23 protein-coding genes are annotated in these 23,473 nt (G+C 64.0%); 7 read left to right on the top strand and 16 right to left on the bottom strand.

Going from position 1 to position 23,473, the window contains the following annotated elements:
- Position 1: 1 nt before the first annotated feature.
- The 3 genes from RF638_RS07055 (at position 2) to RF638_RS07045 (ending at position 3,116) form a co-directional block, all read left to right on the top strand.
- On the top strand, positions 2–958 hold the full coding sequence (locus tag RF638_RS07055) for a 1,4-dihydroxy-2-naphthoyl-CoA synthase (protein WP_095796475.1): 957 nt from the start codon (positions 2–4) through the stop codon (positions 956–958).
- Complete coding sequence (locus RF638_RS07050; RefSeq protein WP_368841649.1) at positions 958–2,160, top strand: AMP-binding protein; 1,203 nt, start codon at positions 958–960, stop codon at positions 2,158–2,160. Before RF638_RS07055 ends, RF638_RS07050 begins: the two co-directional genes overlap by 1 nt.
- Positions 2,161–2,234: 74 nt before the next feature.
- Positions 2,235–3,116, top strand: a complete 882-nt coding sequence (locus RF638_RS07045; RefSeq protein ID WP_095796650.1) for a 1,4-dihydroxy-2-naphthoate polyprenyltransferase — start codon at positions 2,235–2,237, stop codon at positions 3,114–3,116.
- Between the two features lie 81 nt (positions 3,117–3,197).
- On the opposite strand, the gene RF638_RS07040 is transcribed toward RF638_RS07045, so the two are convergent.
- Positions 3,198–3,476, bottom strand: a complete 279-nt coding sequence (locus RF638_RS07040; RefSeq protein ID WP_368629460.1) for a DUF4229 domain-containing protein — start codon at positions 3,474–3,476, stop codon at positions 3,198–3,200.
- 211 nt (positions 3,477–3,687) lie between these two features.
- Here RF638_RS07040 and RF638_RS07035 point away from each other — a divergent pair, with 211 nt between their 5' ends.
- Positions 3,688–4,257, top strand: coding sequence for a PLDc N-terminal domain-containing protein (locus RF638_RS07035; RefSeq protein WP_368629461.1), 570 nt, complete (start codon positions 3,688–3,690; stop codon positions 4,255–4,257).
- 150 nt (positions 4,258–4,407) lie between these two features.
- Here RF638_RS07035 and ccsB read toward each other — a convergent pair whose 3' ends face one another.
- The 11 genes from ccsB to RF638_RS06980 form a co-directional block, all read right to left on the bottom strand.
- Entirely contained in the window at positions 4,408–5,559 is a 1,152-nt protein-coding gene (gene ccsB, locus RF638_RS07030) for a c-type cytochrome biogenesis protein CcsB (RefSeq protein ID WP_173674263.1), read from the bottom strand.
- Between the two features lie 7 nt (positions 5,560–5,566).
- Positions 5,567–7,249 (bottom strand): cytochrome c biogenesis protein ResB, encoded by a 1,683-nt coding sequence (locus tag RF638_RS07025; RefSeq protein WP_095796471.1) that lies wholly within the window; start codon positions 7,247–7,249, stop codon positions 5,567–5,569.
- Positions 7,246–8,004: a cytochrome c biogenesis CcdA family protein gene (locus RF638_RS07020; protein WP_095796470.1), complete on the bottom strand. Its 759-nt coding sequence runs from the start codon at positions 8,002–8,004 to the stop codon at positions 7,246–7,248. Before RF638_RS07020 ends, RF638_RS07025 begins: the two co-directional genes overlap by 4 nt.
- Entirely contained in the window at positions 8,001–8,648 is a 648-nt protein-coding gene (locus tag RF638_RS07015) for a TlpA disulfide reductase family protein (protein ID WP_095796469.1), read from the bottom strand. Before RF638_RS07015 ends, RF638_RS07020 begins: the two co-directional genes overlap by 4 nt.
- Positions 8,649–8,682: 34 nt before the next feature.
- Positions 8,683–9,354: a histidine phosphatase family protein gene (locus tag RF638_RS07010; RefSeq protein WP_095796468.1), complete on the bottom strand. Its 672-nt coding sequence runs from the start codon at positions 9,352–9,354 to the stop codon at positions 8,683–8,685.
- A gap of 152 nt (positions 9,355–9,506) precedes the next feature.
- Positions 9,507–9,806 carry a glutaredoxin family protein gene (locus tag RF638_RS07005; protein ID WP_095796467.1) on the bottom strand — a complete coding sequence of 100 codons (300 nt, stop codon included), beginning with the start codon at positions 9,804–9,806 and terminating at the stop codon, positions 9,507–9,509.
- Between the two features lie 65 nt (positions 9,807–9,871).
- Entirely contained in the window at positions 9,872–9,970 is a 99-nt protein-coding gene (locus tag RF638_RS07000) for an AURKAIP1/COX24 domain-containing protein (RefSeq protein WP_005504750.1), read from the bottom strand.
- 153 nt (positions 9,971–10,123) lie between these two features.
- Positions 10,124–10,909 carry a FadR/GntR family transcriptional regulator gene (locus RF638_RS06995; protein ID WP_095796648.1) on the bottom strand — a complete coding sequence of 262 codons (786 nt, stop codon included), beginning with the start codon at positions 10,907–10,909 and terminating at the stop codon, positions 10,124–10,126.
- Positions 10,910–10,996: 87 nt separating this feature from the next.
- Positions 10,997–12,337, bottom strand: a complete 1,341-nt coding sequence (gene gdhA, locus RF638_RS06990; protein WP_095796466.1) for an NADP-specific glutamate dehydrogenase — start codon at positions 12,335–12,337, stop codon at positions 10,997–10,999.
- Positions 12,338–12,379: 42 nt separating this feature from the next.
- On the bottom strand, positions 12,380–13,324 hold the full coding sequence (locus tag RF638_RS06985) for an ArsR/SmtB family transcription factor (protein ID WP_368841648.1): 945 nt from the start codon (positions 13,322–13,324) through the stop codon (positions 12,380–12,382).
- A gap of 44 nt (positions 13,325–13,368) precedes the next feature.
- Complete coding sequence (locus RF638_RS06980) at positions 13,369–14,580, bottom strand: acetoin utilization protein AcuC (protein ID WP_238663011.1); 1,212 nt, start codon at positions 14,578–14,580, stop codon at positions 13,369–13,371.
- Between the two features lie 136 nt (positions 14,581–14,716).
- On the opposite strand from RF638_RS06980, the gene RF638_RS06975 reads away from it, so the two are divergent.
- The 3 genes from RF638_RS06975 (at position 14,717) to RF638_RS06965 (ending at position 17,696) form a co-directional block, all read left to right on the top strand.
- Positions 14,717–16,165 (top strand): TrkH family potassium uptake protein, encoded by a 1,449-nt coding sequence (locus RF638_RS06975; RefSeq protein WP_129699615.1) that lies wholly within the window; start codon positions 14,717–14,719, stop codon positions 16,163–16,165.
- On the top strand, positions 16,158–16,826 hold the full coding sequence (locus RF638_RS06970; RefSeq protein WP_095796463.1) for a TrkA family potassium uptake protein: 669 nt from the start codon (positions 16,158–16,160) through the stop codon (positions 16,824–16,826). Before RF638_RS06975 ends, RF638_RS06970 begins: the two co-directional genes overlap by 8 nt.
- A 69-nt stretch (positions 16,827–16,895) precedes the next feature.
- Positions 16,896–17,696, top strand: a complete 801-nt coding sequence (locus RF638_RS06965; protein WP_129699614.1) for an alpha/beta fold hydrolase — start codon at positions 16,896–16,898, stop codon at positions 17,694–17,696.
- Positions 17,697–17,702: 6 nt separating this feature from the next.
- Here RF638_RS06965 and proC read toward each other — a convergent pair whose 3' ends face one another.
- From proC to topA, 4 genes are all read right to left on the bottom strand, one after another.
- A complete protein-coding gene (gene proC, locus RF638_RS06960) occupies positions 17,703–18,542 on the bottom strand; it encodes a pyrroline-5-carboxylate reductase (RefSeq protein WP_129699613.1) in 840 nt (279 codons plus the stop codon).
- 208 nt (positions 18,543–18,750) lie between these two features.
- Positions 18,751–19,557 carry a sugar phosphate isomerase/epimerase gene (locus RF638_RS06955; protein WP_095796460.1) on the bottom strand — a complete coding sequence of 269 codons (807 nt, stop codon included), beginning with the start codon at positions 19,555–19,557 and terminating at the stop codon, positions 18,751–18,753.
- Positions 19,557–20,534, bottom strand: coding sequence for a Ppx/GppA family phosphatase (locus RF638_RS06950; protein ID WP_368841647.1), 978 nt, complete (start codon positions 20,532–20,534; stop codon positions 19,557–19,559). Before RF638_RS06950 ends, RF638_RS06955 begins: the two co-directional genes overlap by 1 nt.
- 41 nt (positions 20,535–20,575) lie before the next feature.
- The gene (gene topA / locus RF638_RS06945) at positions 20,576–23,458 is read right to left on the bottom strand and encodes a type I DNA topoisomerase (RefSeq protein ID WP_095796458.1); all 2,883 of its coding nucleotides are present in this window, start codon (positions 23,456–23,458) and stop codon (positions 20,576–20,578) included.
- Positions 23,459–23,473: the final 15 nt, after the last annotated feature.

Below are 23,473 nucleotides of genomic sequence, written 5' to 3'. Positions count from 1 at the left end.
CATGACCAACGCGCAGCTTCCCGAGCAGGTATCCGAGATCTTCGACCCCCAGCAGTGGCGTCAGGTGCAGGGCTTCGAGGACCTGCAGGACATCACGTACCACCGCGGCGTCGAACGAGACGACAACGGTGAAGTGGTCAAGGATCTGCCGTGGGTGCGTATCGCGTTCGATCGTCCCGAGGTCCGCAATGCCTTCCGCCCGGGCACCGTGGACGAGCTCTACCGCACCCTCGATCACGCCCGTATGTCCTCGGACGTAGGCGCGGTCATCCTGACGGGCAACGGCCCCTCCGCCAAGGACGGCGGCTGGGCCTTCTGCTCCGGCGGCGATCAGCGCATCCGCGGCCGCGACGGATACCACTACGCAGAGGGTGAGACCGCGGACTCCATCGACCCCGCTCGCGCCGGCCGACTGCACATCCTGGAAGTGCAGCGCCTGATCCGCACCATGCCCAAAGTGGTGATCGCGGCAGTGTCCGGCTGGGCGGCCGGTGGCGGTCACTCGCTGCACGTGGTGTGCGACTTGACCATTGCTTCGGCCGAGCAAGGCAAGTTCAAACAGACCGACGCCACCGTCGGTTCCTTCGATGCCGGTTACGGTTCCGCGCTGCTCTCGCGCCAGGTGGGCCAGAAGTTCGCTCGCGAGATCTTCTTCCTGGCCGATGAATATTCCGCCGAAGACATGTTCCGCATGGGCGCCGTCAACAAGGTGGTCCCCCACTCCGATCTCGAAACCTCCGCGCTGGAATGGGCTCGCAAGATCACCGCCCAGTCCCCGCAGGCCGTGCGCATGCTCAAGTACGCGTTCAACCTCCCGGACGACGGCATGGTGGGCCAGCAGGTCTTCGCCGGCGAAGCCACGCGCATGGGTTACATGACCGACGAGGCCGTCGAAGGCCGCGACGCGTTCCTGCAGAAGCGCGACCCGGACTGGTCCGCGTTCCCCTACTACTTTTGATGCTTGAGCTTCCCGGAGAGCCACTGCCCGTACCCAGTACGGCGGACCTGCCGACGGACACGGTCATCTTCGACGGTCCGGTGGCGGGCGATCCACTGGGTCTCCTCGGGCCGCTGAAGCAGGCGCTGTCCCGCCCCGGACCGGCGGTGGTCGTTTCCACCTCCGGCTCCACGGGCCGCCCCAAGAAAACGGTCTTGACCACCGAGGCGCTCACGGCATCGGGCCGCGCCACCGAACGCGCCACGTCCGGCCCCGGTCAGTGGCTCCTGTGTCTCCCTTCCCACTACGTCGCGGGCGTTCAGGTGCTCGCCCGGTCCGTACTCGCGGGCACCACGCCCGTTGTCATGGGTCCCGGGCCGTTCACACCGGACGGTTTCGCGCGGGCCGCGGCGGGCATGAGTCATGAGACGCGCTACGTGTCCGTGGTCCCCACCCAGCTGCAACGCATCCTAGATCCCGCCGACGCCGCTCCCCACCCGGAAGCCGTGGCCGCCCTCGCACGATTCGACGCGATTCTCGTGGGAGGCTCCGCACTCTCGCCCACCCTCGCCCAGCTAGCCGACAGCGCAGGCCTCGCCTTGGTCAGCACGTACGGCATGTCCGAAACGTGTGGCGGTTGCGTCTACAACGGCCGGCCCCTGGATGCCGTCGAGATTCGCACCGTCCCCGACGACGCCGCTCTCGACCTCTCGCACTTCACTTCCCCGCCTAGCCACGGGCCGAAAGAAGGGCGCATCTGGCTGGGCGGCGACGTCGTTGCCGGAGGCTATCTGGAGGACCCCCGGCAGACCGGCGAGCACTTCCGCGTGATCGACGGACGGCGCTGGTACCGCACGGATGACCTGGGGCGAACCAACGAGGACGGATCGTTGAGCGTGCTGGGTCGCACGGACGACGTGATCAACACGGGCGGCATCAAAGTCTCCGCAGGAGTCGTGACCGCCACCCTGGCCTCGCACCCGGGAGTGCGGCAGGCGCTCGTGGTGCCGGTTCCGGACGCCGAGTGGGGCCAGGCCGTCGCAGCGCTGGTGGTACCCCGCGAGGGTGCACTCTCTGACGAGCTACGTGCAGAACTTCGTGATCTGATCCGTGTACAGCACGGTTCCGCCGCAGTTCCCAAGCACTGGCGCGAAGTCAGTGAAATCCCCATGCTCGCCACGGGCAAACCGGATCGACAGGCCGCAACCCGGATCTTCCGCTAGCTGGGCTTTCAATAAACTTTCCAACGCATGAGACAATAACGCGGTTCAATTCACCAGTTTTCGGAGGTATGTCCGTGGCCACGCCAGCACAGTGGGTAGAGGGCGCACGTCTCAGAACCCTGCCCATGGCCGCTGCTCCCGTGATCGCCGGTACCGCCGCTGCCCAGCAGATGCACGCGGTGCACCTGGGTCACGCCGGGCTGGCGCTGCTCGTGGCGCTGTTCCTCCAGATCGGCGTGAACTACGCCAACGACTATTCGGACGGCGTGCGCGGCACCGACGACGAGCGAGTGGGTCCCCTGCGACTCACCGGCTCCGGAGCGGCGAAGCCCTCGCATGTGAAGCGCGCGGCGTTCTTGTGCTTCGGGCTCGCGGCGCTGGCTGGTGCGGCACTCGTCGTGGTCTCCCAGCAGTGGTGGTTCGCGATCGTGGGTGTCGCCGCCGTCTTCGCCGCGTGGGGTTACACCGGCGGCAAGAAACCCTACGGCTACCTGGGCCTGGGTGACATCTTCGTGTTCATCTTCTTCGGCCCCGTGGCCACGCTGGGCACCACGCTCACGCAGGCCGGTCGGTTGAACCTCGATGCCTGGATCATGGCAATCTCCACGGGCTTGTTCGCGTGTGCCCTGTTGATGGCCAACAATGTGCGCGATATCCCGGGTGACCGGGAGGTAGGCAAGAAGACCCTGGCAGTGCGCCTGGGTGATTCCACGGCGCGTTTGACGTTCGCCGCGGAGATGGCCGTGGGTATGTTGCTGCCGCTGCTGTTGGTGCCCTACAACCCGTGGGTGCTGCTCGTCTACGCGATGACCCCGTTGGCATTGGCCGCGAGTATCACGGTCCTCAAGAGCAAGGAACGCCGGGCGTTGATCCCGGTGCTCAAACAGTGTGGGCTGGTCAACCTCGGATTCACGGTGCTGTACGCACTGGCCGTGTTGGTCTACCAGTACGTCTAGGGTCTGCGAGCTAGGTCCAACGAGCACGGCCCGACAAGTATGTTCAGGGCTGGCTTACGACCTCGCCTAGGACTCAGAGACTCAGATGTCCTTGCGGGCCTGCTGATCCGTGTAGGAATCCTCGACCTCCTGGTCCTCCATGGCCACCCGGTTCTTGGGCCTGGGAGAGCGGTCGATCCAGCGGTGGAAGTCCTGGCTGGCTGCCAAGTGCAGCTTGGGGAAGAAGATGTAGCAGATCGCGAACGCAGCCACCACGGCCGCGATGCCGGACAGGATCAGTCCCGCACCCACGTACATGGAGATCACGAACACTACGATCAGGATGCCCAACCGCAGCAGGGAGTACTTGAGGAAATTCACGCGGCCCAGTCTACTGGCATGCCCTGGATGCCCGCCCCATGCCGTTCACGTGATTCATCCGGCCCGTTGACCCGTCCCACACCGCATGTGGGGCCATGCTTCGCTCCGGCACCCGATCGTCATCGCAACTTGTCACCGTCAGATACGCCCATGACTTAACGCTCAGACACCGATGCGCAAGTGATCAGCATGCTCCCCTAGGATTGTGGCCATGGGCAGAGCGATACTCATTATCGGAGCAGGCGCCCTCGCCGTGGGTGTGATCATTTATTCACTCATCGAATGCGCCCAAACAGAGAAGTACAAGGTCAGGTCCATCCCCAAGGGTGCGTGGATCCTGTTGATCCTGTTGCTGCCCATCATTGGCGCGGTCCTGTGGTTATTCTTCGGCCGCCCCAAAAAAGCGGACCCGACCACTCAACCGCAGCGCGGTCGCGGCCCCGACGATGACCCGCAGTTCCTGCGGAACTTGGAAGAGCGGCGTCGTCAACAAGAGCACGAGCGCAGGCTCCAGGAATGGGAGAACGAGCTCAAACGCACGGGACGTCCCCCGGGAGAGAAACCCCAGCCGCTGGACCCGGACGATCCCCGTCTGAGCGAAGAAGTCCTGAAAGACGCCGACGGCGCCCCCGAGCCTGACGCCCCGGGCCAGAAAAACCCCGGCACCGACTCCCCCAAGGACGGCGGCAGCACCGCAGCCGGCACTGGCACTGGCACTGACGATCCGCAAGATCCGGACAACGGTCCGGAACCGGACGCCGCACCCGGCCCCCGCGCCTAGCCCCCTGCAGAGGCAAGCAAACCCGCGGTGGCCCAGAACTCATAAGGAAGCCCCGTACCTCTCGAGAGGTACGGGGCTTCCTTCGATTTGTGGTTAGCTATGCCCGATTTTCACCACGGAATCGGTACTAGGGAACCCTAAATCACGCGCTTACAGACCCGAGTACGAGTGCAAACCCGGGAAGTACACGTTGACCACGGTGAAGTTGAAGACCACGCAGAGGTAGCCGACGATCGACAGCCACGCGGAACGGTTGCCGTTCCAGCCGCGGGTTACGCGGGCGTGCATGTAAGCGGCGTAGACGGTCCAGATCACGAAGGTCCAGACCTCCTTGGTGTCCCAGCCCCAGAAGCGGCCCCAGGCCTGGTCGGCCCAGATGGCACCGGCGGCCAGGGTGAAAGTCCAGAACACGAAGCCCACGGAATTGAGGCGGAACGCGAAGTTCTCCAGGGTGGTCGAATTGGGTACAACGCGCAGGAAGCCCAGCTTGGTCTCCTCGCCCGCGGCCAGGTTCTTCTCCCGGCGGGACTGCAGCAACTGCAGCACGGCCATGGCGAACGTGATGGTGAACAGGCCGGAGGCCGCCACGGCGATGGAGACGTGGATGATCAGCCAGTAGGACTGCAGCGCCGGGGGCAGCGGCGACACCGGGGTGGGGAACGCGATGGTGGCCGCGCACAGCATGAGCAGCACCAAGCCGGTGACCATGGGACCCACGAAACGCAGATCCTTGAAGATCAGCGTGATCAGGTAGACACCGGCCACCACGAGTGCACCCGTGGAGCAGAACTCGTACATGTTGGCCCAGGGCACACGGTCCGCGGCAATGCCACGAGCGACCACGGCAAAGGTGTGCAGCAGGAACGCGATGGCCATGACCACCACGGCGGCACGGGCGGCAGGGCGGCTGATGGAGTCCTTGTAATTGAGGGCCTCGAACTCGTCGGCACCCTTGGAGCGCGCGTCCGCAGTGGTGCGGAATTCGCCGGCCACGGGACCGCGACCAGAGGTGCCGTGGCCAGCGGCACTGTTGCGAGCGCCGTCGTCACCCGCGGTGGAGCCTGAGGAGGTCGCCGAGGCGCTCACGGAACCGCCGCGCGAACCGGCGCCCACGAGCTCCCGGGAGTCCTCGCGACTGCCCGCGCCGTGACGCTCGGCCTCACGCTGAGCCTTGCCGATGGCCTTGGAGTGCGAGGCCATGTCCCACACGAAGGCCACGAACGCGACCAAGTAGGTGAAGGCCGCCAGGAGCATGAACCACTCGCTCCAGACACCTAACGTTTCGTTGATATTGCTACCCATAAATCACTCACGCCTTATCTGACGAGTTGAGGGGGAAGTCGCGCACACCGCGGTCTTCCCACAGCGAGGTCCACAAACTTGTCAGCTTTTCCGCTTCCGCGCCCAGGCGGTGATCCTCACCGCGAGCCAACAGTCCGTATTCCAGAACAGTACACTGCACGCCATTGTGGTCCTGGCCCACATACGCGCGCACCCACGCCCTGCGACGGGCGATGAACAGGGACATGATCAGTCCCACGAAAGCGGCCACGAACGAGATGAACGCGGGGATGCGTCCGGGGTCGTTGTGGATGTCCAATCCCACATACCGCTTGACGTCCACGAACTCAATGGTGCCCTTGCCGTCCGGCAATTCCGCCGAGCGGTTGGCGCCGTCCAAGGTGATGGCGCCGTTGTCGGACATCATCGAATTCATCTCGGTCAGCGAATCCACGTCCAGCACGTAGACGTTCTGGGATTCACCGTTGTCCAGGCCCAAGTCACCGAAGTACGAAGACATGATCAGCACCGGATTGCTCAGTCCCGGGTCCACGGAGCGGGGCATCGAGCCCTCGTCCATGACCGCGGTGGGCAGCAACAGGCCCACGAAGCCGAGCTGGTCCGGGGCGGCGTCGGGCACCTTGAGCACGAGCGAGGACGTGTAGACGGAGTCGGTGGGGATGGTCACCACGGGGCCCTCGTAGGCCAGATTTCCTTGGCCGTCCGTCACTCGGATCACCGGTGCGTAGCCGTTGCCCACAAGGTACAGCTTGGTGCCGCCCACGTTGAGGGGCTCGTTGACCTTGAGCTTCTCGCTCTTCTCCTCCGCGCCGGGTTCTTCGGTCACGGTCACGTCCGCCTCGAAGTCCGTGGGGGCTCCGTACTGCGCGGGGTCCGTGGTGTCGCGGTGGAAATCGGCCTGGAAATTGTCCAAGCGCACGGAGAACGGGTTGAGCCAGTCCGCGCTGAAGTTGGTACCCGGGGTGAACGAGTCGTAGGCGACCAGCGTGTTCACAAAGGATTCGTCCTCGATGATGATCTTCTGACCCTTGTAACCGAACAGCGAACCAATGGCCACGGAGATCAGCACACCCAGCAGCGCCACGTGGAAGAGGATGTTGCCCACTTCCTTCCACATGCCGCGCTCGGCACCCACGGACGGCGTCTCGCCGTCCAGATCGCGGGCCTCTACGCGGTAGCCGCGCTTCTTGAGCGCCTTGGTCGCCTCCTGGATCGCTTCCGACGGCGACGGCGCTTCGGCGCCGTCACGTCCGCCCAACAGTACGCGGCGGTACTGGGGCAGGCGAGTGAGCCGCTTGGGGGTGCGCGGCGGCTTGGAGCGCCACGCCTTGTAGTGCTGGGCCGCACGCGGGAGCACGCAGCCAACCAGGGAAATGAACAGCAGCAGGTAGATCGCGGAGAACCAGTAGGACGAAAAGACGTCGAACAACTGGAACCGGTCCAACCACGGGCCAGAGGTTGGGTTGGCCTCGATGTAACTGTTGACCGCGTCCGGGTCCTGGATGCGCTGCGGGAACATCGATCCGGGCACCGCGGCAATGGCCAGCAAGAGCAGCAGCACGAGTGCCGTGGACATCTTGGTCAGCTGGGTCCACGCCCACCGGAGCATCCCCAGGGGGCCGAGTGCGGGCACCGCTACGGAATCGTTGCGGTTGCCCTTCTGGTCGCGTTGATCGCGCACCTGCGTCATATCGGCATCACCCAATCGGTTACGAACTCGGCCTGAATCCAGGAGACCAGCGCGGACCATACGCCCGTGGCCATGGCCAGACCGATCAGCACGAGAACAGCACCGCCCACGCGTTGCAGCGTGAGGCGGTGACGGCGGAAGAATTTCATGGCACCCATACCCCGGCGCAGGGCCAGGGCAATGAGAACGAACGGGATGCCCAGTCCCAGGCAGTAGGCGGTCGTGAGAATCACAGCCTTACCCGTGGAGGCGCCGTCCACGTAAACCAGCGCTTGCACCGCAGCGAAGGTCGGCCCGATGCACGGTGCCCACCCCAGGCCGAAGGTCATGCCGAGCAAGGGTGCGCCCCATAATCCGGGCGGTGGTTTCCGCTCGATCTTGCGATCCCGCTGGAACCACGAGAAACCGCCCATGAACACGACACCCATGAGGATCACCAGGATGCCCAGCACCACCATGATCCACTGCTGCCCCAGGAACCAGGCGAACGCACCCAGTTGGGCCAGCACCACGGACATCACCACGAATACCGCGGAGAAGCCGAGCACGAACAACAGCACGCCCATGAACACGCGGCCGCGCTTCTGGTCCTGCAGGTCCACACCGGTCAGGCCGGTCACGTATCCCAGGTACCCGGGGACCAACGGCAGCACGCACGGTGACGCGAAAGAGACGAGTCCCGCGAGCAGCGCCACGGGTAGCGCGGCAATCAGTGAACCGTCGAGGATGACCTCGGCGAAGGGGTTGCCGCTCATACCGTCTCGGCCACCGTGTCCTTGATGAGGGCGTTCAGAGTGGAGTGGTCGGCTTTGCCCAGCACGCGAGCCGCCACACGGCCTTCGGAGTCGAGCACCAGGGTGGTGGGAACGGCCTGCGGCGGAACGTAATCGCTCAACGCCAGCAACACTTCACCGTTGAGGTCCGAGGCGGAGGGGTAAGGAATCTCGAAGGTTCGCTCGAAGGCTTCGGAGGTGGCCTGCTGATCGCGCAGGTTCACGCCCATGAATGTGGCGTCACCCTCGTAGTCCTTTGCGAGGCTCACCAGATCGGGAGCCTCCGCGCGGCACGGCGCGCAGCCCGCGTACCAGAAGTTCAGGACGGTGGTTTCGCCGCGCAAATCCTCAGCGGAAACGGTGGAACCGTCGAACATCTTGGCCTCGAACTCGACCGGTTCGCCGCGCTCACCGGGTGCGTATTCACTCACGGAACCGTCGCCGGCCACATAGCCCTTGTTGCCGCCTTCGCTGGCCTGCTGTGCCAGATTGTCCGATTCGGAGCCGCCGCACGCGGTCAGTACCAGCGCGGCGCACACGGACAACGACGCCGCCGCGACGCGGGTGCGCGAGCGGCGGGGACGAGCAGTTTGAGAGGAACGGACTCGGGCCAATTTCACGGGCATGTCACCTGACGGTACGGGGTGGATTCGGGAGCAATTATGAGCCGGGAAGCTGGTTGACGCCTGTGTAGTAGCGCGCCGCGGGCTCCCGGTAACTGACCCGCGGAACGGCCGGTTCGTTCACGTCGTCGAAGGTCAGGGACGTGATGGACGCCAGGTTGCACTGGCGACGTCGGGGATCGTGGGGCAGCGGGCGGCCCTCGACCGACAAGCGTGTCAGCCAGATGGGCAACTGATGCGATACGGCAATGGCCTGAGCGCCGTCGCCGCCGATCTCGACCGCGCGGCGGGCGAGATCGCGCGTGGCCTCCGCCATGCGGGCGACCTGCCCCCGATACGGCTCACCCCACGAGGGGCGTAGCGGATTGAGCATGAACGGCCAGTGCCTGGGATTCGACAACACCTTCTCGTCCACGTGCAATCCCTGGAAGTGATTGCGGGGTTCGATGATGCGCTCCTCGGTGACCACGTCCAACCCCAGCTCGCGCGCTACGGGTTCTGCGGTTTCGCGGGCTCTGGTGAGCGGCGACGAGGCCAGCAGGACGTAGCGGTCACCCTGATTCACCCGCTCCCTGAAATCGGCGGCGGCCGCTTCCGCCATGCGCGCGCCGAGCTCGGACAGGTGGTAATCCGGCATGCGTCCGTAGACGATGGCGTCAGGGTTGTGAACCTGGCCATGGCGCAGCAAATGAACGGTCGCAGAAGGCATGGTTACAGTCTCTCAAAAGCCCGGCTCCCGCCCAATTCAGGGGGCTCCTAGGGAACTATCGGAGCCGCACAGTTTCATTGCCGCTGGCCCGGCTCTCCGCCCCCGCTCCCCCGCACTTCATCGACCGAATCGGCTCGGCCTGGGCTGGCCCTTCAACCCAGCATGTTGCGCAGTCGCTGCTCGTCGATGCGCAGCTGATCCCACGGAGCGCCGTCCACGAACACGACCGGGATGTAATTCGCGTAGTCACGCAGCAGCGCCGAATCGGTGGTGATGTCTACTTCCGTGAACTCACTCCCCGTGTCTCGGCACGCCGCGGTAACCACCGCGCGGGCATCCTCGCACAAGTGGCAACCGTCCTTGGTGAGCAATGTCACCCGGTGAGCCGGTGGTTGGTTTGCCCAGTTTCCGGCGGACAACAACGGTTTCTTGACATTCTGCGGCGGGCTCATGAGCCCATGCTACGGGTACGGAAAAGGCCCCGTTCCGTGTGGAACGAGGCCTACCGCGAAGTCGTTTACTTCTTGTTGCGACGCTGGTGACGAGTCTTACGAAGCAGCTTGCGGTGCTTCTTCTTGGACATACGCTTGCGGCGCTTCTTAATGACTGAACCCATAGGATCCCTCGCATTGTTGTAGACGTTGGCTGTTTGTACGGGTCGCGCGTGAACACGACCCCGCCGCCGGTCAAACCAGGCGGCAAAATCCGATGAACGGCAAACTATTGATCCACCTTACCGCCTGTGGGGCTAATCCCTGAAAATGAGGGGTCAGGCGCTGGCCTGTCTACGACCCTTCAAGCCAACCGGGGCACGCTCCGCCGACGCCGCCGCATCACCGTGGTCCTCAGCCTCACCGTTGCGGCCGCGATCGGGATCAACTCCGGCCTCCTGGTACTGATAGGTGATGTGTTCCACGGTCAGACGAGAGGCCATCTGGAAGTCGCCGGCTTCCAGGGCACTACAGATCGCTCGGTGTTCGGCGCGGATCCTGCTGGAGGTGGTGGTCCATAACGGCACATGACCCACGAGAGCCATGGTGTATTCGTACACGGAATCGCGCAGTGCCGTGAACAACGCCGCGATGGCCGTATTGCCGGAGGACTTCACCAGTGCAATATGAAAGCTTACGTATAAATTGTGGAACCGCTTCAATCCCAGATCGTCGCGGTCCATTTCCGCCATGATGGCGTGCAGTTCCGCGAGCGGAACGTGCTTTTCCGAGGCATTCTCCAGGGCCCAGGATTCCAATTCCGTACGGGCCTGAACAATATCCCGCAACGGATACTCAGAAGTAGCCATGTGCAGCTGCAAGGCGGGGCCTGCGGAGGCGGCCGGTTCACGGACCAGGATGGGCAGGATGGACCGGTGCGGTCCGTCGAACAGTTTGATGATTCCCTGGGACTCAAGCACCTTCAGGGTCTCCCGCATGGAGTTACGCGAGACCCTGAAGATTGCAGCGAGGTCTTTGTCAGTGGGCAATTGCTGACCCAGCACAAGGTTGCCGTCAAACAGCTCGTTCTCGAGCCATTGCAGAACCTCACGATGAGTTGCCATGGTCACCAGCCTAAAAATCGTCAGTCGAGCACGTGCCAACCTCAGCAGATGCTTCGACTCACGAGCTTACTGCGTACGACTGGGAAATCAGATCAGACCCTGGGCTGACATTGCCCGTGCCACCTTGATGAATCCAGCAATATTCGCACCGGCCACATAATTGCCGGGCATGCCGTATTCATCCGCGGTTTCAGCACAGCGGTGGTGAATACCGCGCATGATTTCTTGCAAACGCTGCTGGGTGTAGTCGAAAGTCCACGAGTCGCGGGAAGCATTCTGCTGCATTTCCAGTGCGGACGTGGCCACGCCGCCTGCGTTCGCCGCCTTACCGGGGGCGAACAGAACATCCGCGTCCCGGAAGATTCGGACCGCTTCCGCGGTGGTGGGCATGTTGGCGCCCTCGGCCACGACCTCCACGCCGTTAGCGAGAAGCTTCTTGGCCTGGCGGCCGTTGAGCTCGTTCTGGGTCGCACACGGCAGAGCGACAGAACCCGGTACGTCCCACACGGAGCCGTCCGAGATGAAGCGTGCGCGGCCGCCCTTGCGCTCGGCGTACTGGCTGATGCGAGCGCGTTCCACTTCCTTGACCTGCTTGAGCAGGTCAAGGTCAATACCGTCGGGATCCACTACGTAACCGCTCGAGTCGGAGGCGGTCAACACCTTGGCTCCCAGTGACTGTGCGCGCTCGATCGCGTAAATCGCCACGTTGCCCGAACCGGACACGAGCATTTCGCGCCCGTCCATGTCCTGGCCGCGGGTCTTGAGCATTTCCTCGGCGAACATCACGGTGCCGTAGCCGGTGGCCTCGGTGCGCACGAGCGAACCGCCCCAGGCCAGGCCCTTACCGGTGAGCACACCGGATTCGTAGCGGTTGGTGATCCGCTTGTACTGACCGAACAGGTAACCGATCTCGCGGCCACCCACGCCGATGTCGCCGGCGGGCACATCCGTGTATTCACCGATGTGGCGGTAGAGCTCAGTCATGAAGGACTGGCAGAAACGCATGATCTCCGCGTCCGAGCGACCGGAAGGGTCGAAGTCCGAGCCGCCCTTACCGCCACCGATGGGCATGCCAGTCAGGGAGTTCTTGAAGATCTGCTCGAAACCCAGGAACTTGACGATGCCCAGGTAGACCGAGGGATGGAAACGCAGGCCACCCTTGTAGGGGCCGAGCGCGGAATTGAACTCCACACGGAAACCGCGGTTGATGTGCACGCGGCCGTTGTCGTCGGTCCAGGGCACACGGAAAATGATCTGGCGCTCGGGCTCGCAGATGCGCTCCAGAATGGCCGACTCGAGCAGCTCGGGGTGGCGTGCCACCACGGGGCCCAACGACTCGAAAACTTCGTCCACTGCCTGATGGAACTCGGACTCGCCGGGGTTGCGAGCAATGACTGCCTGCCGAACCGGAATCAAATTCTCGTGCATGGGTCTCCTGCCGTCTCTCGGTTGTAGGTGCTCACCGCTCGATCAGCGTCGCGAGCTGCGCCCGCGCCGCCGGAACCCGGTCAGAGTGGACAGCAGACCACTTTGACGTCGGTGTGCGCCTCCGCTGCGAGCAGGGGGAATCCCGAACTCGGGTTTCGTGGAGTTCGGATCAGCGAACTCGTCAGAATCCGCGCTGGACTCAGCGGAAGTAACGTCGGTGTTAGCCCCCACACTAGTGCCTGTGACCTCGACCTCTGTGTCCAAGACAACAGCATCCGGCAGGGTCGAAATGTTTGATACCTCGGAGTCCTCCAGGAGTTCTTGCAGATTTTCGTGACCGATTTCGGATTCTTCGTCTGAAATCACATCAAATGCGGGTGGTTCTGCAATCCCGGGTTCGGATTCCATTGGCTCGGAGATTTCGGTGACCTCGGCTTCCACTCGATCCTGCTCATGCTCCTCCACGGCCTGGGCAGAGGTGAACCACGGAAGGTTCCGAGGCTCCTCCGCGTGCAAGGGCGCGGTGACCGGTTCGTCGTTCTCGGTGATCTCCGGGGCATCCTCCGCAATGTCCCGATCGACCTCAACCACCTCGGACGCTTCCTCGACCGGTGGCGTCTCCGCAGCCTCCGCCGCTTCCGTCGTTGACGATTCCGCGGTTTCCACCGCGTCGGCCCTCCCAGGCGCGTCTTCGGCTTCGACTTCGGCAGTCGTCGCAGACTCGACGGCCGCGGTCAGCAGTTCCTCGATCCACGCCGATACGTCTCTCAGGGGTTGCGACTCCACGCTGTAGAAGCGCTTCTGGCCCTCAGCCCGTGTTGCCACCAGACCCGTGTCGCGCAGCACCTTGAGGTGTTTGGACACCGTGGGTTGGGAGACCTCCAACTCTTCGACCAACTCTCCGACCGGACGTGAGCCGTTGCGCAGGGCGGACAGGATCCGTCGACGGGTGGGGTCTGAGAGAGCTGAATATGAATCATTGGCCATAGGAATCACCCTAAACGTGAATCCTGATCAGGCCCCAATCAGGCTCAGTCGTACCAGGGGTCCAAGCCCCATTGGGGGAAGACTTCCTTGCGGGTGGCCATGATGGACCGGTCGGTCTCGTCATTGGGGTCGAAGCCGATCTCCCACGACCGCCACCAAAGGTCCACGTTGTCACCCATCATTTCGGGTGCGTGCCCGCCGTACTTGTCATTCATGTAGGTCCGCCACTCCTGCGGAACGGGTGTCGTGACCGCCACGGGGTGACCGCTGGCGATTCCTACGAGGTGCGCCCACGAACGCGGAACGGCGTCGTGGCAGTCGTAACCGCCACCGCCGGTCGCGATCCAGCGACCTTCACAGACCTCGTCCGCAAGTTCGGAGACGGCCAACGCGATCTGACGCTGCCCGTCGATGCTGACCCGCAAGTGGGTCAGTTCGTCCTGGAAATGGGAGTCGCAGCCGTGCTGGGACACGATCACTTCGGGACGGAACTCGCGTACGAGAGGCGGCACCACGGCGTCGTAGGCGCGCAACCACTGGGAATCGTCCGCTCGCGTGGGCATGGCCACGTTGACCGAGGTGCCGGCGCACTGACCCTCGCCGATCTCGTTGGCGAAGCCCGTTCCCGGAAACAGGGACAGGCCGGTCTCGTGGAGCGAGATGGTCATCACGCGCGGGTCGTCGAAGAAAATGGATTGCGTGCCGTCACCGTGGTGGCCGTCCACGTCGATGTAAACCACGCGCTGCACACCGTTGTCCAGGAGGTGCTGAATGGCCACGGCACAATCGTTGTACACACAGAAACCGCTGGCCTTATCTCGGGCCGCGTGGTGCATGCCGCCGCCGAAGTTGACGGCGTGCACGGCCTTACCGTCCAGAATGTCCACGGCGCCTTGGTAGGAGCCGCCCACCAGACGGGCGCTGGATTCGTGGATGCCCTCGTACCCGGGAGTGTCCTCGGTACCCAAACCGCACTCGGGGATTTCGATGCTGGGGTCCTCCGACACCGCGTGCACCGATTTCACGTACTCCGCACTGTGAGCCAGCTGCAACACTTGGTCGTCAGGAACCTCCGGGACCTCCACGCGGACGTTTTCCGCGGTGTCAAGGCCCAGCTGCTGTACGAGCCGAATGGTCGCGTCCAGCCGGGACGGGCGCATGGGGTGGTAATCCCCAAAGTTGTACTTGAGCAACTGGGGATCCCAATAAACACTGGTGGGGTACACGGCGCCTTTACCGTTTGTTGCAGGGCTCACACTCCCATTAGATCATTGACCACGCCCCGCCGGGCCGCGTATTGCACTGTGACGGAGAAATTAGGGCAATAATGTCCTGACTGCCACCGCGTGCAGCCACTATGGATTCGTCAGTTGTGTCGTTGGAGGAGGTGCGGTGAGCGAGCTGGAAGAAGCCGATCCGGTCCCCGACCACCCGGAGCACCCCGCAGTCACCAGGGATCCGTTCGTCACGCGCGTGGCACGCGGCGTGCGCGATTTCGTGGACGGTATCGCCAACTCCTCCCCGGCACGTCTGGCCGTCATCGTGTTCGTCATCGTGGACCTGGCCTTTGCCGCTCTGCTCTGGTTACCCATGTCCGCGGCACCCGGGAAACAAACAAGCGTGGCCGACGCCGTGTTCACCGCGACCTCTGCCGTGACCGTGACCGGGTTGACCACGGTGTCCACGGCCGACCAGTGGTCCCTGTTCGGTCAGGTGATCATCCTCGTGGCCATTCAGATCGGCGGTTTGGGAACCCTCACCATGACCTCGCTCCTGGCGCTGGCGATCGGCCGGAAACTGGGCCTGAAGTCCAAATTGATCACCCAGGAGGCCCTCAACATCGGTCGCCTGGGTGAGGTGGGTTCGCTGCTGCGGATCATCGTGGTGACCTCCATTTCCATTGAGGCCGCATTGACCGTGGTGCTGACACTGGGCTTCCTGGTGTCCGGGGAACCGATTCATACCGCCCTGTGGCACGGGGTCTTCTACGGGATCTCGAGCTTCAACAACGCGGGGTTCACCCCCCACAGTGACGGCCTGGTGCCCTACGATCACACCGGGCTGGATTCCTGGCTGATCCTGTTCCCCATCTGCATCGGCGTGTTCATCGGTTCGCTGGGTTTTCCCGTGATCCTGGTGCTGCGAGAGGCGGGGTTCCGCTTCACCCGCTGGAACCTCAACGCCAAGTTGACGCTGTTGACCACGGGTGTCCTGCTGGTGATCGGGTGGCTGCTGTTTTCAAGCTTCGAGTGGGACAACCAGGCCACGATCGGCGAGAAACCGGTCAGTGAACGTATTTTCCACGGCTTCTTCGCCTCCGTCATGATGCGCTCGGGCGGTTTCAACCTGGTGGACATGACCGATACGTCCCCGGTCACCCTGCTGCTCACGGACGCCCTGATGTTCGTGGGCGGCGGTTCGGCATCGACCGCCGGTGGCATCAAGGTCACTACCCTGGCCGTGGTCTTCCTGGCGATCCTGGCCGAGGCCCGCGGCGACAAGTCCGTGATCGCGTTCTTCCGCACCATCCCGGATTCGGTGCTGCGCATCGCCATTTCCGTGATCATGATGGGAGCCACGGTGGTGCTCACGGGCTCCGCAATTCTGGTCGGCCTCACCGGCCGTCCCCTGGACCATGTGCTGTTCGAGGTCATCTCCGCGTACGCCACGTGCGGTCTCAGCGTGGGAGTTTCCGCGGACGCCACAGACGCGGGAAAATACGTTCTGGCGATCATCATGCTCATCGGCCGTATCGGCACCAACACGGTGGCCACGGCACTCGCGTTGCGATCACGGCGTAGGTTGTATTCCTACCCGGAAGAAAGGCCCATCATTGGCTAAGAACTCCTCCCATTCCGCGCCGGTCCTGGTGATCGGTCTGGGCCGTTTCGGGTCCGCCACCGCCATGCAGCTGGTCCGTCAGGGCAACGAGGTTCTGGGAGTCGAGCGCGACGCCGCTCTGGTCCAGAAAATGTCCGGTCAGCTCACCCACGTGGTCGAAGCCGAAGCCACCGACATCGACGCTCTCCGTCAGGTTGGAGCCACCGACTTCACCGCTGCGGTCGTGGGCGTCGGTACCTCGATCGAGTCCTCCGTTCTGATCACGGCCAACCTGGTGGACCTGGGGATTGACCGGATTTGGGCCAAGGCCATCTCCCCCGCCCATGGCAAGATCCTGGCGCGCATCGGCGCCCACCACGTGATCTTCCCCGAGGCGGACGCCGGCCGCCGGACCGCGCACCTGGTATCCGGGCGGTTGTTGGACTACATCGAATTCGACGATGATTTCGCAATCGTCAAGATGTACCCGCCCCGCGAGACCCAGGGCTTCACACTGGGTGAATCCGACGTGCGCTCCAAGTACGGCGTGACCGTGGTGGGCGTGAAGTCACCGGGCGAGGATTTCACCTACGCCCGCCCGGAAACCATGGTGACCTCACGAGACCTGTTGATCGTCTCCGGGCACGTGGACCTCATCGAACGTTTCGCCGCGCGTCCCTAGCACGGGTCTAGGTCGGCCAGCCACGATAAATCTAAGCTGGAACTCCGGCGCCGGATCCGACGCCGCTCGATGGGCAAGGGACTGATCACCATGGGTGAATACCGCAACATTCGAGACGCCAGTCTGTGGGTGGAGGACCGAGGAGAAGGCGATCCCGTCCTCCTCCTCCACGGCGGCATGAGCGACGTCGACGAATTCGAACCGACACTTTTCGGTCTCGCGGACACGTTTCGTGTGGTCGGCTACGACCGCCGGGGATTCGGGCGCACCGCCGATACAGGGGATTTCACCCTCACCGAGATGGCCGCCGACGCTGCCGCGGTCATTGAGTCGCTTGGGGGTGGCCCGGCGCACGTGATCGGCTACAGCGCGGGCGGGATGGTGGCCACGAGCCTGGCCCTTGAGCACCCCGATCTGGTGCGGTCCTTGACCGTGATCAGTTCCGCGCTCGGTGCGGAGGACTGGATCATCCGACCTCAACCACCCTCCGGAGACTCTCCGGATGCCGGTTACCCCGCCGTGATCGTGGACCGTTACGCCCAACTCTCGCCCGACGGGCCGGAGCACTTCCCGGTCCTCGTGCGCAAGGTCTCCGATCTTGCGGCCCGGGACGTCGCGCCCGCGGACGCGCTGGCCACGTACCCGGGGCGGGTGCTGATCATGAGCGCCGACGACGATCTGGTCACCTTGGAAAGCCAGCTCGCCCTCTACAGGTCCCTCCGGAGTGGCGAACTCGCCGTGGTCCCGGGAACCTCCCACATGCTGATGTTCGAGAAGCCCCAGGTGGTCACGGACATCATTCGCAATTTCCTGGCGGGTGCGGAGCCGGTCACGTACTTCCCGATCCATCGTGCCCGGTCCGCGGACTGATAAGAATCAGTCGCCGCAGTATTCCTGTTCCATCTCGTCCCCGCGCTCGGCCGAAGCCGTGGCACCGGCGGCGATAACGTCGCGCAGACCCTGGTCGTCAAAGGTGTTGATGGCCTTCTCCGTGGTACCGCCGGGGCTGGTGACGGCCTTGCGCAGGGCGGCGGGATCGGCGTCGTCGGGGCTGAGCAGGACACCCGCGCCCGCGACGGTTTCCTTGGCCAGGACGCGCGCGACGTCGCTGGGGAGCCCGAGCTTCTCGCCCGCCTGCTGCATGGCCTCGGCCAGGTAGAAGACGTAGGCCGGGCCGGAACCGGATACACCGGTGACCGCGCGGACCAGGTGCTCCTCGACCTCGACCACGGTGGCCACAGAGGACAGCACCTCCTTGACGGCTTCCAACTGTTCCTTGGTGGTGTGAGTTCCGGGGGTCACGGAGATGACGCCGCGGCCCACACTCGAGGGCGTGTTGGGCATGGTGCGCACCACCGGCTGGCCTTCGGGGAGTGCCTTTTCTAGGGCTTCGAGGGTGATGCCCGCGGCCACGGAAGCGACCACGGTCTTGGGCTCCAGCGCCGGCGCGATCTCACGAGCGAGATCCAGAATGGCGTAGGGCTTCACGCCCAGCAGCACCACGTCTGCACCCTTGACGGCTTCGAGGTTGGCCTTCTCGTTCTCCTCGCCGGAGAGCACGGTGACGCCGGTGTCCTCGCGCAGCTTCTCCGCAGACGAAGCGGACTTGGTGGTCGCGCGGACGCGCCCGGCGGGCGTGCCGCCGGCGAGGACGCCGCGCAGGATAGATCCGTTCATGGATCCCGAACCGAGGAAAGACAGGACGAGCTCGCTCATGCGAAAGCTCCTTTCGATAGCGAATCTGGGCTTCTCTCGACCGTATCGCGCCCGCAGAAGCAATGAAAACGCTCGACCCTCGCGTGGCGGGCCCCCGGCGGAAAAGAACTGCCAGTTGTTCTTCAGGCTCTACCCTGCTCGTTCCCCACCTGGGTTCTTATGCTGATCACACCTCAATTGGTGCGAGTGAATAACAGGGAACGGTCCCCTAGCCCGTTTCCTCCATGTGCCGACGAGCGAACGCCAAGGATTCGGACAACCAGGCGTCCCGCTCGTCGGCATCTTTGGATTTCCGAGTAGAAACCTCCACGCCCACTACGCCCTGCCAGCGGGTATCGCGCAGGTATTCCAGCGTTTCCGCCACCGGCTGGACACCGTGCCCCGGCAACATGTGTTCATCCGCCATGGTCTTCCCGGAGCCGTCCGTGAGGTGCACGTGGCCCAGGCGGGAGCCCAGTTCCTTCACCGCAGCCAGGGAGTCCATGTGCGCGGTGGCGGCGTGGGAGAAGTCCCACGTGACCCAGTCGTAGTCCTGACCCAAAGGGCTGTAGTGGGGTGAGTACACCACGGCCTTGCGACCAGCCACCCGCCACGGGTACATGTTCTCGACAGAAATTTTGATACCGGTCATCCGGGACACCTCACGCACACCCTGCACGAAATTGCGCGCGTACTTGGTCTGCCAGCGGAAGGGCGGGTGCACTACCACGACTTCGGCACCCACCTGTTCCGTGAGCTTGGCGGCCATCTGGATCTTGGTCCAGGCCTTGCCCCAGACTTGCTGGGTGAACAACAGCGTGGGCGCATGGATGGTGGAAATGGGCACCTGATACTCCTGAATGTGGTTCAGGAGTTGGTGGGTCAGCTGGCTCATGCGCTCATGGGTGACGAGCACTTCCACGCTGTCGTAGCCCAGGCGTCGAGCGGCATCGAACGTCTCGGGTACGCCCTTGGGGTAGAGCGAACTGGTGGACAGTGCCACGTGCGGTCGGTACGGACCCTCGGTTTGGGACATCACTTGGCCACCAAATTCTTGGGGTTGACGGTGTGGATCGCTGCCCCGGTGGTCAACCGGTCCAGTCGGCGCAGAATGAGCCCTTCGCGCAACGCCCACGGCGAGATGCGCAGGGTTCCGATGTCCAGCATATCCATCGCAGTTTCGGCCACGATAGCGCCCGCGAGCACTTGGGCCGCGCGATGTTCGGAAACACCCGGCAGCTCGGCGCGTTCGGACACGGTCATCGCCTCCATGCGCCGGGTCCACAACCGCAGATCCTCGGAATGCATGATGCGTGGAACGTAGGGCCCCTGGGCCGATGGCGCCGCGCCGCAAATGCGCGCGAGTGACCTGAACGTCTTGGACGTTCCCACGGCCAGATCCGGCCGACCGCCCTTCTCGATCTTCTCCACAGCGGGCTTCAACGTGGTGCGCACGTGCCTGCGCAACTTTTTCACGTCAGCCGGGGACGCGACGTCGCTCCCGCCCAAGAACGTGCGGTACATGCGCCCGGCGCCCAACGGAACCGAGGTGGCCACGGTGGGCAGTGCGTTGGTGCCCACCGCCATTTCGAAGGAACCGCCGCCAATATCGAAGTCCATGATGCGACCGGCGCCCCACCCGAACCAACGGCGCACCGCGTAAAAGGTGATGGCCGATTCCTGGTCCCCGGAGATCTCGGTGAGCGTGACCCCTGAGCGAGACTGCACGTGGTCCAGGACGTCTGCGCCGTTGGTGGCCTCGCGGATTGCGGAGGTCGCGAACGCCAGGAGGTCCTCGGCGTCGTGCTCGACCGCGAAATCCCGGGCCTCGACCACGAACGAGGTCAGCAGGTCTCGTCCGTGATCGGTGATCCGGCCCTGCTCGTCCTGGTGTTCCACGAGCCGCAACGCCATCTTGTGGGAGGCGTACGGTTCCGGTTTGGAACCGGGGTAGACGTCCAACAGGAGCAGGTGGACCGTGTTGGATCCGACGTCCAGGACTGAGAGCCGCATGTGGTTCCTTTGCTGAGCCGCAGGCCAAGGCCCGCGGTGGACTACTTCTTGGTGGTCGACGCCTTGCGAGTGGTCGTGGCTTTGGTCTTGGTACCGGCCGTAGCCTTGCTCGCGGTTTTCGACTTGGTCGCCGTCTTGGACTTCGTTGCGGTCTTGGTGGAACGGGCGCGCGTGGTGGTCTTCTTGGGAGCGGGCCCCTTGGCGCGCTTCTCGGCCAACAGTTGCGAGGCGCGGGCGTTGGTCATCTGCTCGATGTTCTCCGCACGCGGCACCGTCACGTTGGTCTCGCCATCGGTGATGTACGGGCCGAATCGGCCGTCCTTGATCACCATGTGCTTCTCGGTGAGGGGGTCCGTTCCAAGGTCTGCGAGCGGCGGCTTGGCCGCTTGGCGGCCACGCTGCTTGGGCTGGGAGTAGATGGTCTTGGCCTCGTCCAGGGTGATCGTGAAAATCTGGTCCTCGGAACCAATCGACCGGGAGTCCGAGCCCTTCTTGAGGTACGGACCGTAACGGCCGTTCTGCACGGTGATGGTTTCGCCGTCCGTGTCCTCACCCAGTTCGCGGGGCAGTGACAGCAGCTTGAGTGCATCGTCCAGGGTCACGTCCTGCAGCTTCATGGACGAGAACAAGGACGCCGTGCGGGGCTTGGGCTTCTCGATCTTCTTGGGCTTGGGCTTACCGTTCTTGTAGTACTCCGTGGGGATCGCGTCGAGCTCCTCCTGGGTGGGCTCGGGGATCACCTCGGTCACATAGGGGCCGTAGCGACCATCCTTGGCGACGATCATGCGACCGCTGTCCGGGTTGATGCCGAGTTCACGACCGTCGGCCTTGCCGATTTCCATGAGCTCCTGGGCTTTGGCGGCGTCCAACTCGTCCGGAGCCAGATCCAGGGGCACGTTGGCGCGCACCGGGTCGGTGATCTCACCGGTCTCCGGGTCCACCGTGCCGCCCACCTCCAGGTAGGGACCGAACTTGCCCACGCGCAGCATGATCTCGTCCGTGATGGGAATCGTGTTCACGGCGCGGGCGTCGATCTCGCCCAGGTCCTCCACGATGGGCTTGAGCCCGTGCTCGGCCTGGCCATCGCCGAAGTAGAAACCGGTCAACCACTTGACCCGTTCTTCCTCGCCGCGGGCGATACGGTCCAGATCCTCTTCGAGTTCGGCCGTGAAGTCGTAGTCCACGTAATCGGTGAAGTGGTCCTCCAGCAGGCGCACCACGGAGAAGGCCAGCCACGATGGAATCAACGCGGAGCCACGCACCTGCACGTAACCGCGGTCCATGATCGTGGAGATCGTGGCCGCGTAGGTGGACGGGCGGCCGATGCCGAGCTCGTCCAGGGTCTTCACCAAAGAAGCCTCGGTATAGCGGGCCGGAGGGGTGGTCGTGTGGCCGTCCGCGGTGACGTCCGTGGCATCCAGGGCGTCACCTTCTGCCATGACCGGAAGTCGCTTGTCCTCGTCCTTGGCCTTGGCCGATGACGCCGCCGCCTCCGGGTTTTCGTCCTTACCTTCCTCGTACGCGGCCAGGAAACCGCGGAACGTGATGACCGTACCGGAAGCCGAGAACTCGGCGTCGGCGCCGGAAAGCTCACCCGCGGCCGAAGACGCAGCGGCACCCAGCCGGACCGTGGCGGTCGATCCCTTGGCGTCCTGCATTTGGGAGGCCACGGTGCGTTTCCAGATCAGTTCGTAGAGCTTGAATTCATCCACGGACAGCTGCGAACGCACCTGCGAGGGCGTACGGAAAGAGTCACCGGCGGGGCGAATGGCTTCGTGGGCCTCCTGCGCATTTTTGGACTTGGAGGAGTAGACGCGCGGCTTACCGGGAACGAAGTCCTCGCCGTAGAGTTCCTTCGCTTGCCGGCGGGCAGCGTTGATCGCCTGGTCGGACAGCGCCACGGAGTCCGTACGCATGTAGGTGATGTAACCGTTCTCGTACAGCCGCTGGGCCACGCGCATGGTGGTGCGGGAGGTGAAGCGCAGCTTGCGCGCGGCCTCCTGCTGAAGCGTGGAGGTGGTGAATGGCGCCGCGGGGCGACGGGTATAGGGCTTGGTCTCCAGAGACCGAACCGTGAACTCCGCGTCCTGCAGGCCGGCGGCCAGCGAGGTGGCTGAGGTCTCGTCCAAGTGGACCAGAGCGCCGTCGCGAGCGGACTTCAGTTCGCCGCGATCCGAGAAATCCTTGCCCGTGGCCACACGCTGAGAATTCAGGGACGACAGGCGAGCAGTGAAGCCGCGGCCTGCGTCCTGTCCCTCGGGACGCGCGAATGTGCCCGTGAGATCCCAGTAGTCGGCGGAGACGAAGGCCATGCGCTCACGTTCGCGCTGCACGACCAGGCGGGTGGCCACCGACTGCACACGACCCGCTGACAGGCCCGAGGACACCTTGCGCCACAGTACCGGGGAGATCTCGTAACCGTAGAGCCGGTCCAGGATGCGGCGGGTCTCCTGGGCGTCCACGAGATCCTTGTCGAGCTCGCGCAGCTGACCGAAGGCACGCTCGATGGCCTCTCGGGTGATTTCGGGGAAGGTCAGACGGTAGACCGGAACCTTGGGCTTGAGCACCTGCAATAGGTGCCACGCGATGGCCTCGCCTTCGCGATCCCCATCGGTTGCGAGGTAAAGGGCGTCCGCATCTTTGAGCTTCCGCCGCAGCTCCGTGACCTTCTTCTTCTTGTCCGGGTTCACCACGTAGTACGGGTCGAAACCGTGTTCCACGTCCACCGCGAACTTGCCGTACGGACCCTTCTTCATGTCCGTGGGCAACTCAGAAGGCTGCGGCAGGTCTCGGATATGGCCCATCGAGGATTCGACCTCGTAGGCGTCGCCGAGATAACCCGCAATCGTTTTCACCTTGGATGGTGACTCCACGATCAACAGGCTCTTGCCGGTTTCAGCGTTCTTGGTGGCCTTGGTTGGCACGGTACTCCTCGTCAT

This window comes from Kocuria sp. CPCC 205235 (genome assembly GCF_040980905.1).
Taxonomy (GTDB): Bacteria; Actinomycetota; Actinomycetes; order Actinomycetales; family Micrococcaceae; genus Kocuria; species Kocuria carniphila.
Note: the sequence above shows the minus strand (reverse complement) of the source record. Positions and strands in the feature narration are given on the sequence as shown.

Coding starts and splice junctions, on each gene's coding strand:
- RF638_RS07000 (WP_005504750.1), bottom strand. CDS start 9,970: ATGGGTTCAGTCATTAAGAAGCGCCGCAAGCGTATGTCCAAGAAGAAG.
- RF638_RS07020 (WP_095796470.1), bottom strand. CDS start 8,004: ATGAGCGGCAACCCCTTCGCCGAGGTCATCCTCGACGGTTCACTGATT.
- RF638_RS06955 (WP_095796460.1), bottom strand. CDS start 19,557: ATGTCCCAAACCGAGGGTCCGTACCGACCGCACGTGGCACTGTCCACC.
- RF638_RS07050 (WP_368841649.1), top strand. CDS start 958: ATGCTTGAGCTTCCCGGAGAGCCACTGCCCGTACCCAGTACGGCGGAC.
- RF638_RS07055 (WP_095796475.1), top strand. CDS start 2: ATGACCAACGCGCAGCTTCCCGAGCAGGTATCCGAGATCTTCGACCCC.
- RF638_RS07035 (WP_368629461.1), top strand. CDS start 3,688: ATGGGCAGAGCGATACTCATTATCGGAGCAGGCGCCCTCGCCGTGGGT.
- RF638_RS07025 (WP_095796471.1), bottom strand. CDS start 7,249: ATGACGCAGGTGCGCGATCAACGCGACCAGAAGGGCAACCGCAACGAT.
- RF638_RS06965 (WP_129699614.1), top strand. CDS start 16,896: ATGGGCAAGGGACTGATCACCATGGGTGAATACCGCAACATTCGAGAC.
- RF638_RS06950 (WP_368841647.1), bottom strand. CDS start 20,534: ATGCGGCTCTCAGTCCTGGACGTCGGATCCAACACGGTCCACCTGCTC.
- ccsB (WP_173674263.1), bottom strand. CDS start 5,559: ATGGGTAGCAATATCAACGAAACGTTAGGTGTCTGGAGCGAGTGGTTC.
- RF638_RS07015 (WP_095796469.1), bottom strand. CDS start 8,648: ATGCCCGTGAAATTGGCCCGAGTCCGTTCCTCTCAAACTGCTCGTCCC.
- proC (WP_129699613.1), bottom strand. CDS start 18,542: ATGAGCGAGCTCGTCCTGTCTTTCCTCGGTTCGGGATCCATGAACGGA.
- gdhA (WP_095796466.1), bottom strand. CDS start 12,337: ATGCACGAGAATTTGATTCCGGTTCGGCAGGCAGTCATTGCTCGCAAC.
- RF638_RS07010 (WP_095796468.1), bottom strand. CDS start 9,354: ATGCCTTCTGCGACCGTTCATTTGCTGCGCCATGGCCAGGTTCACAAC.
- RF638_RS06995 (WP_095796648.1), bottom strand. CDS start 10,909: ATGGCAACTCATCGTGAGGTTCTGCAATGGCTCGAGAACGAGCTGTTT.
- RF638_RS07005 (WP_095796467.1), bottom strand. CDS start 9,806: ATGAGCCCGCCGCAGAATGTCAAGAAACCGTTGTTGTCCGCCGGAAAC.
- RF638_RS06985 (WP_368841648.1), bottom strand. CDS start 13,324: ATGGCCAATGATTCATATTCAGCTCTCTCAGACCCCACCCGTCGACGG.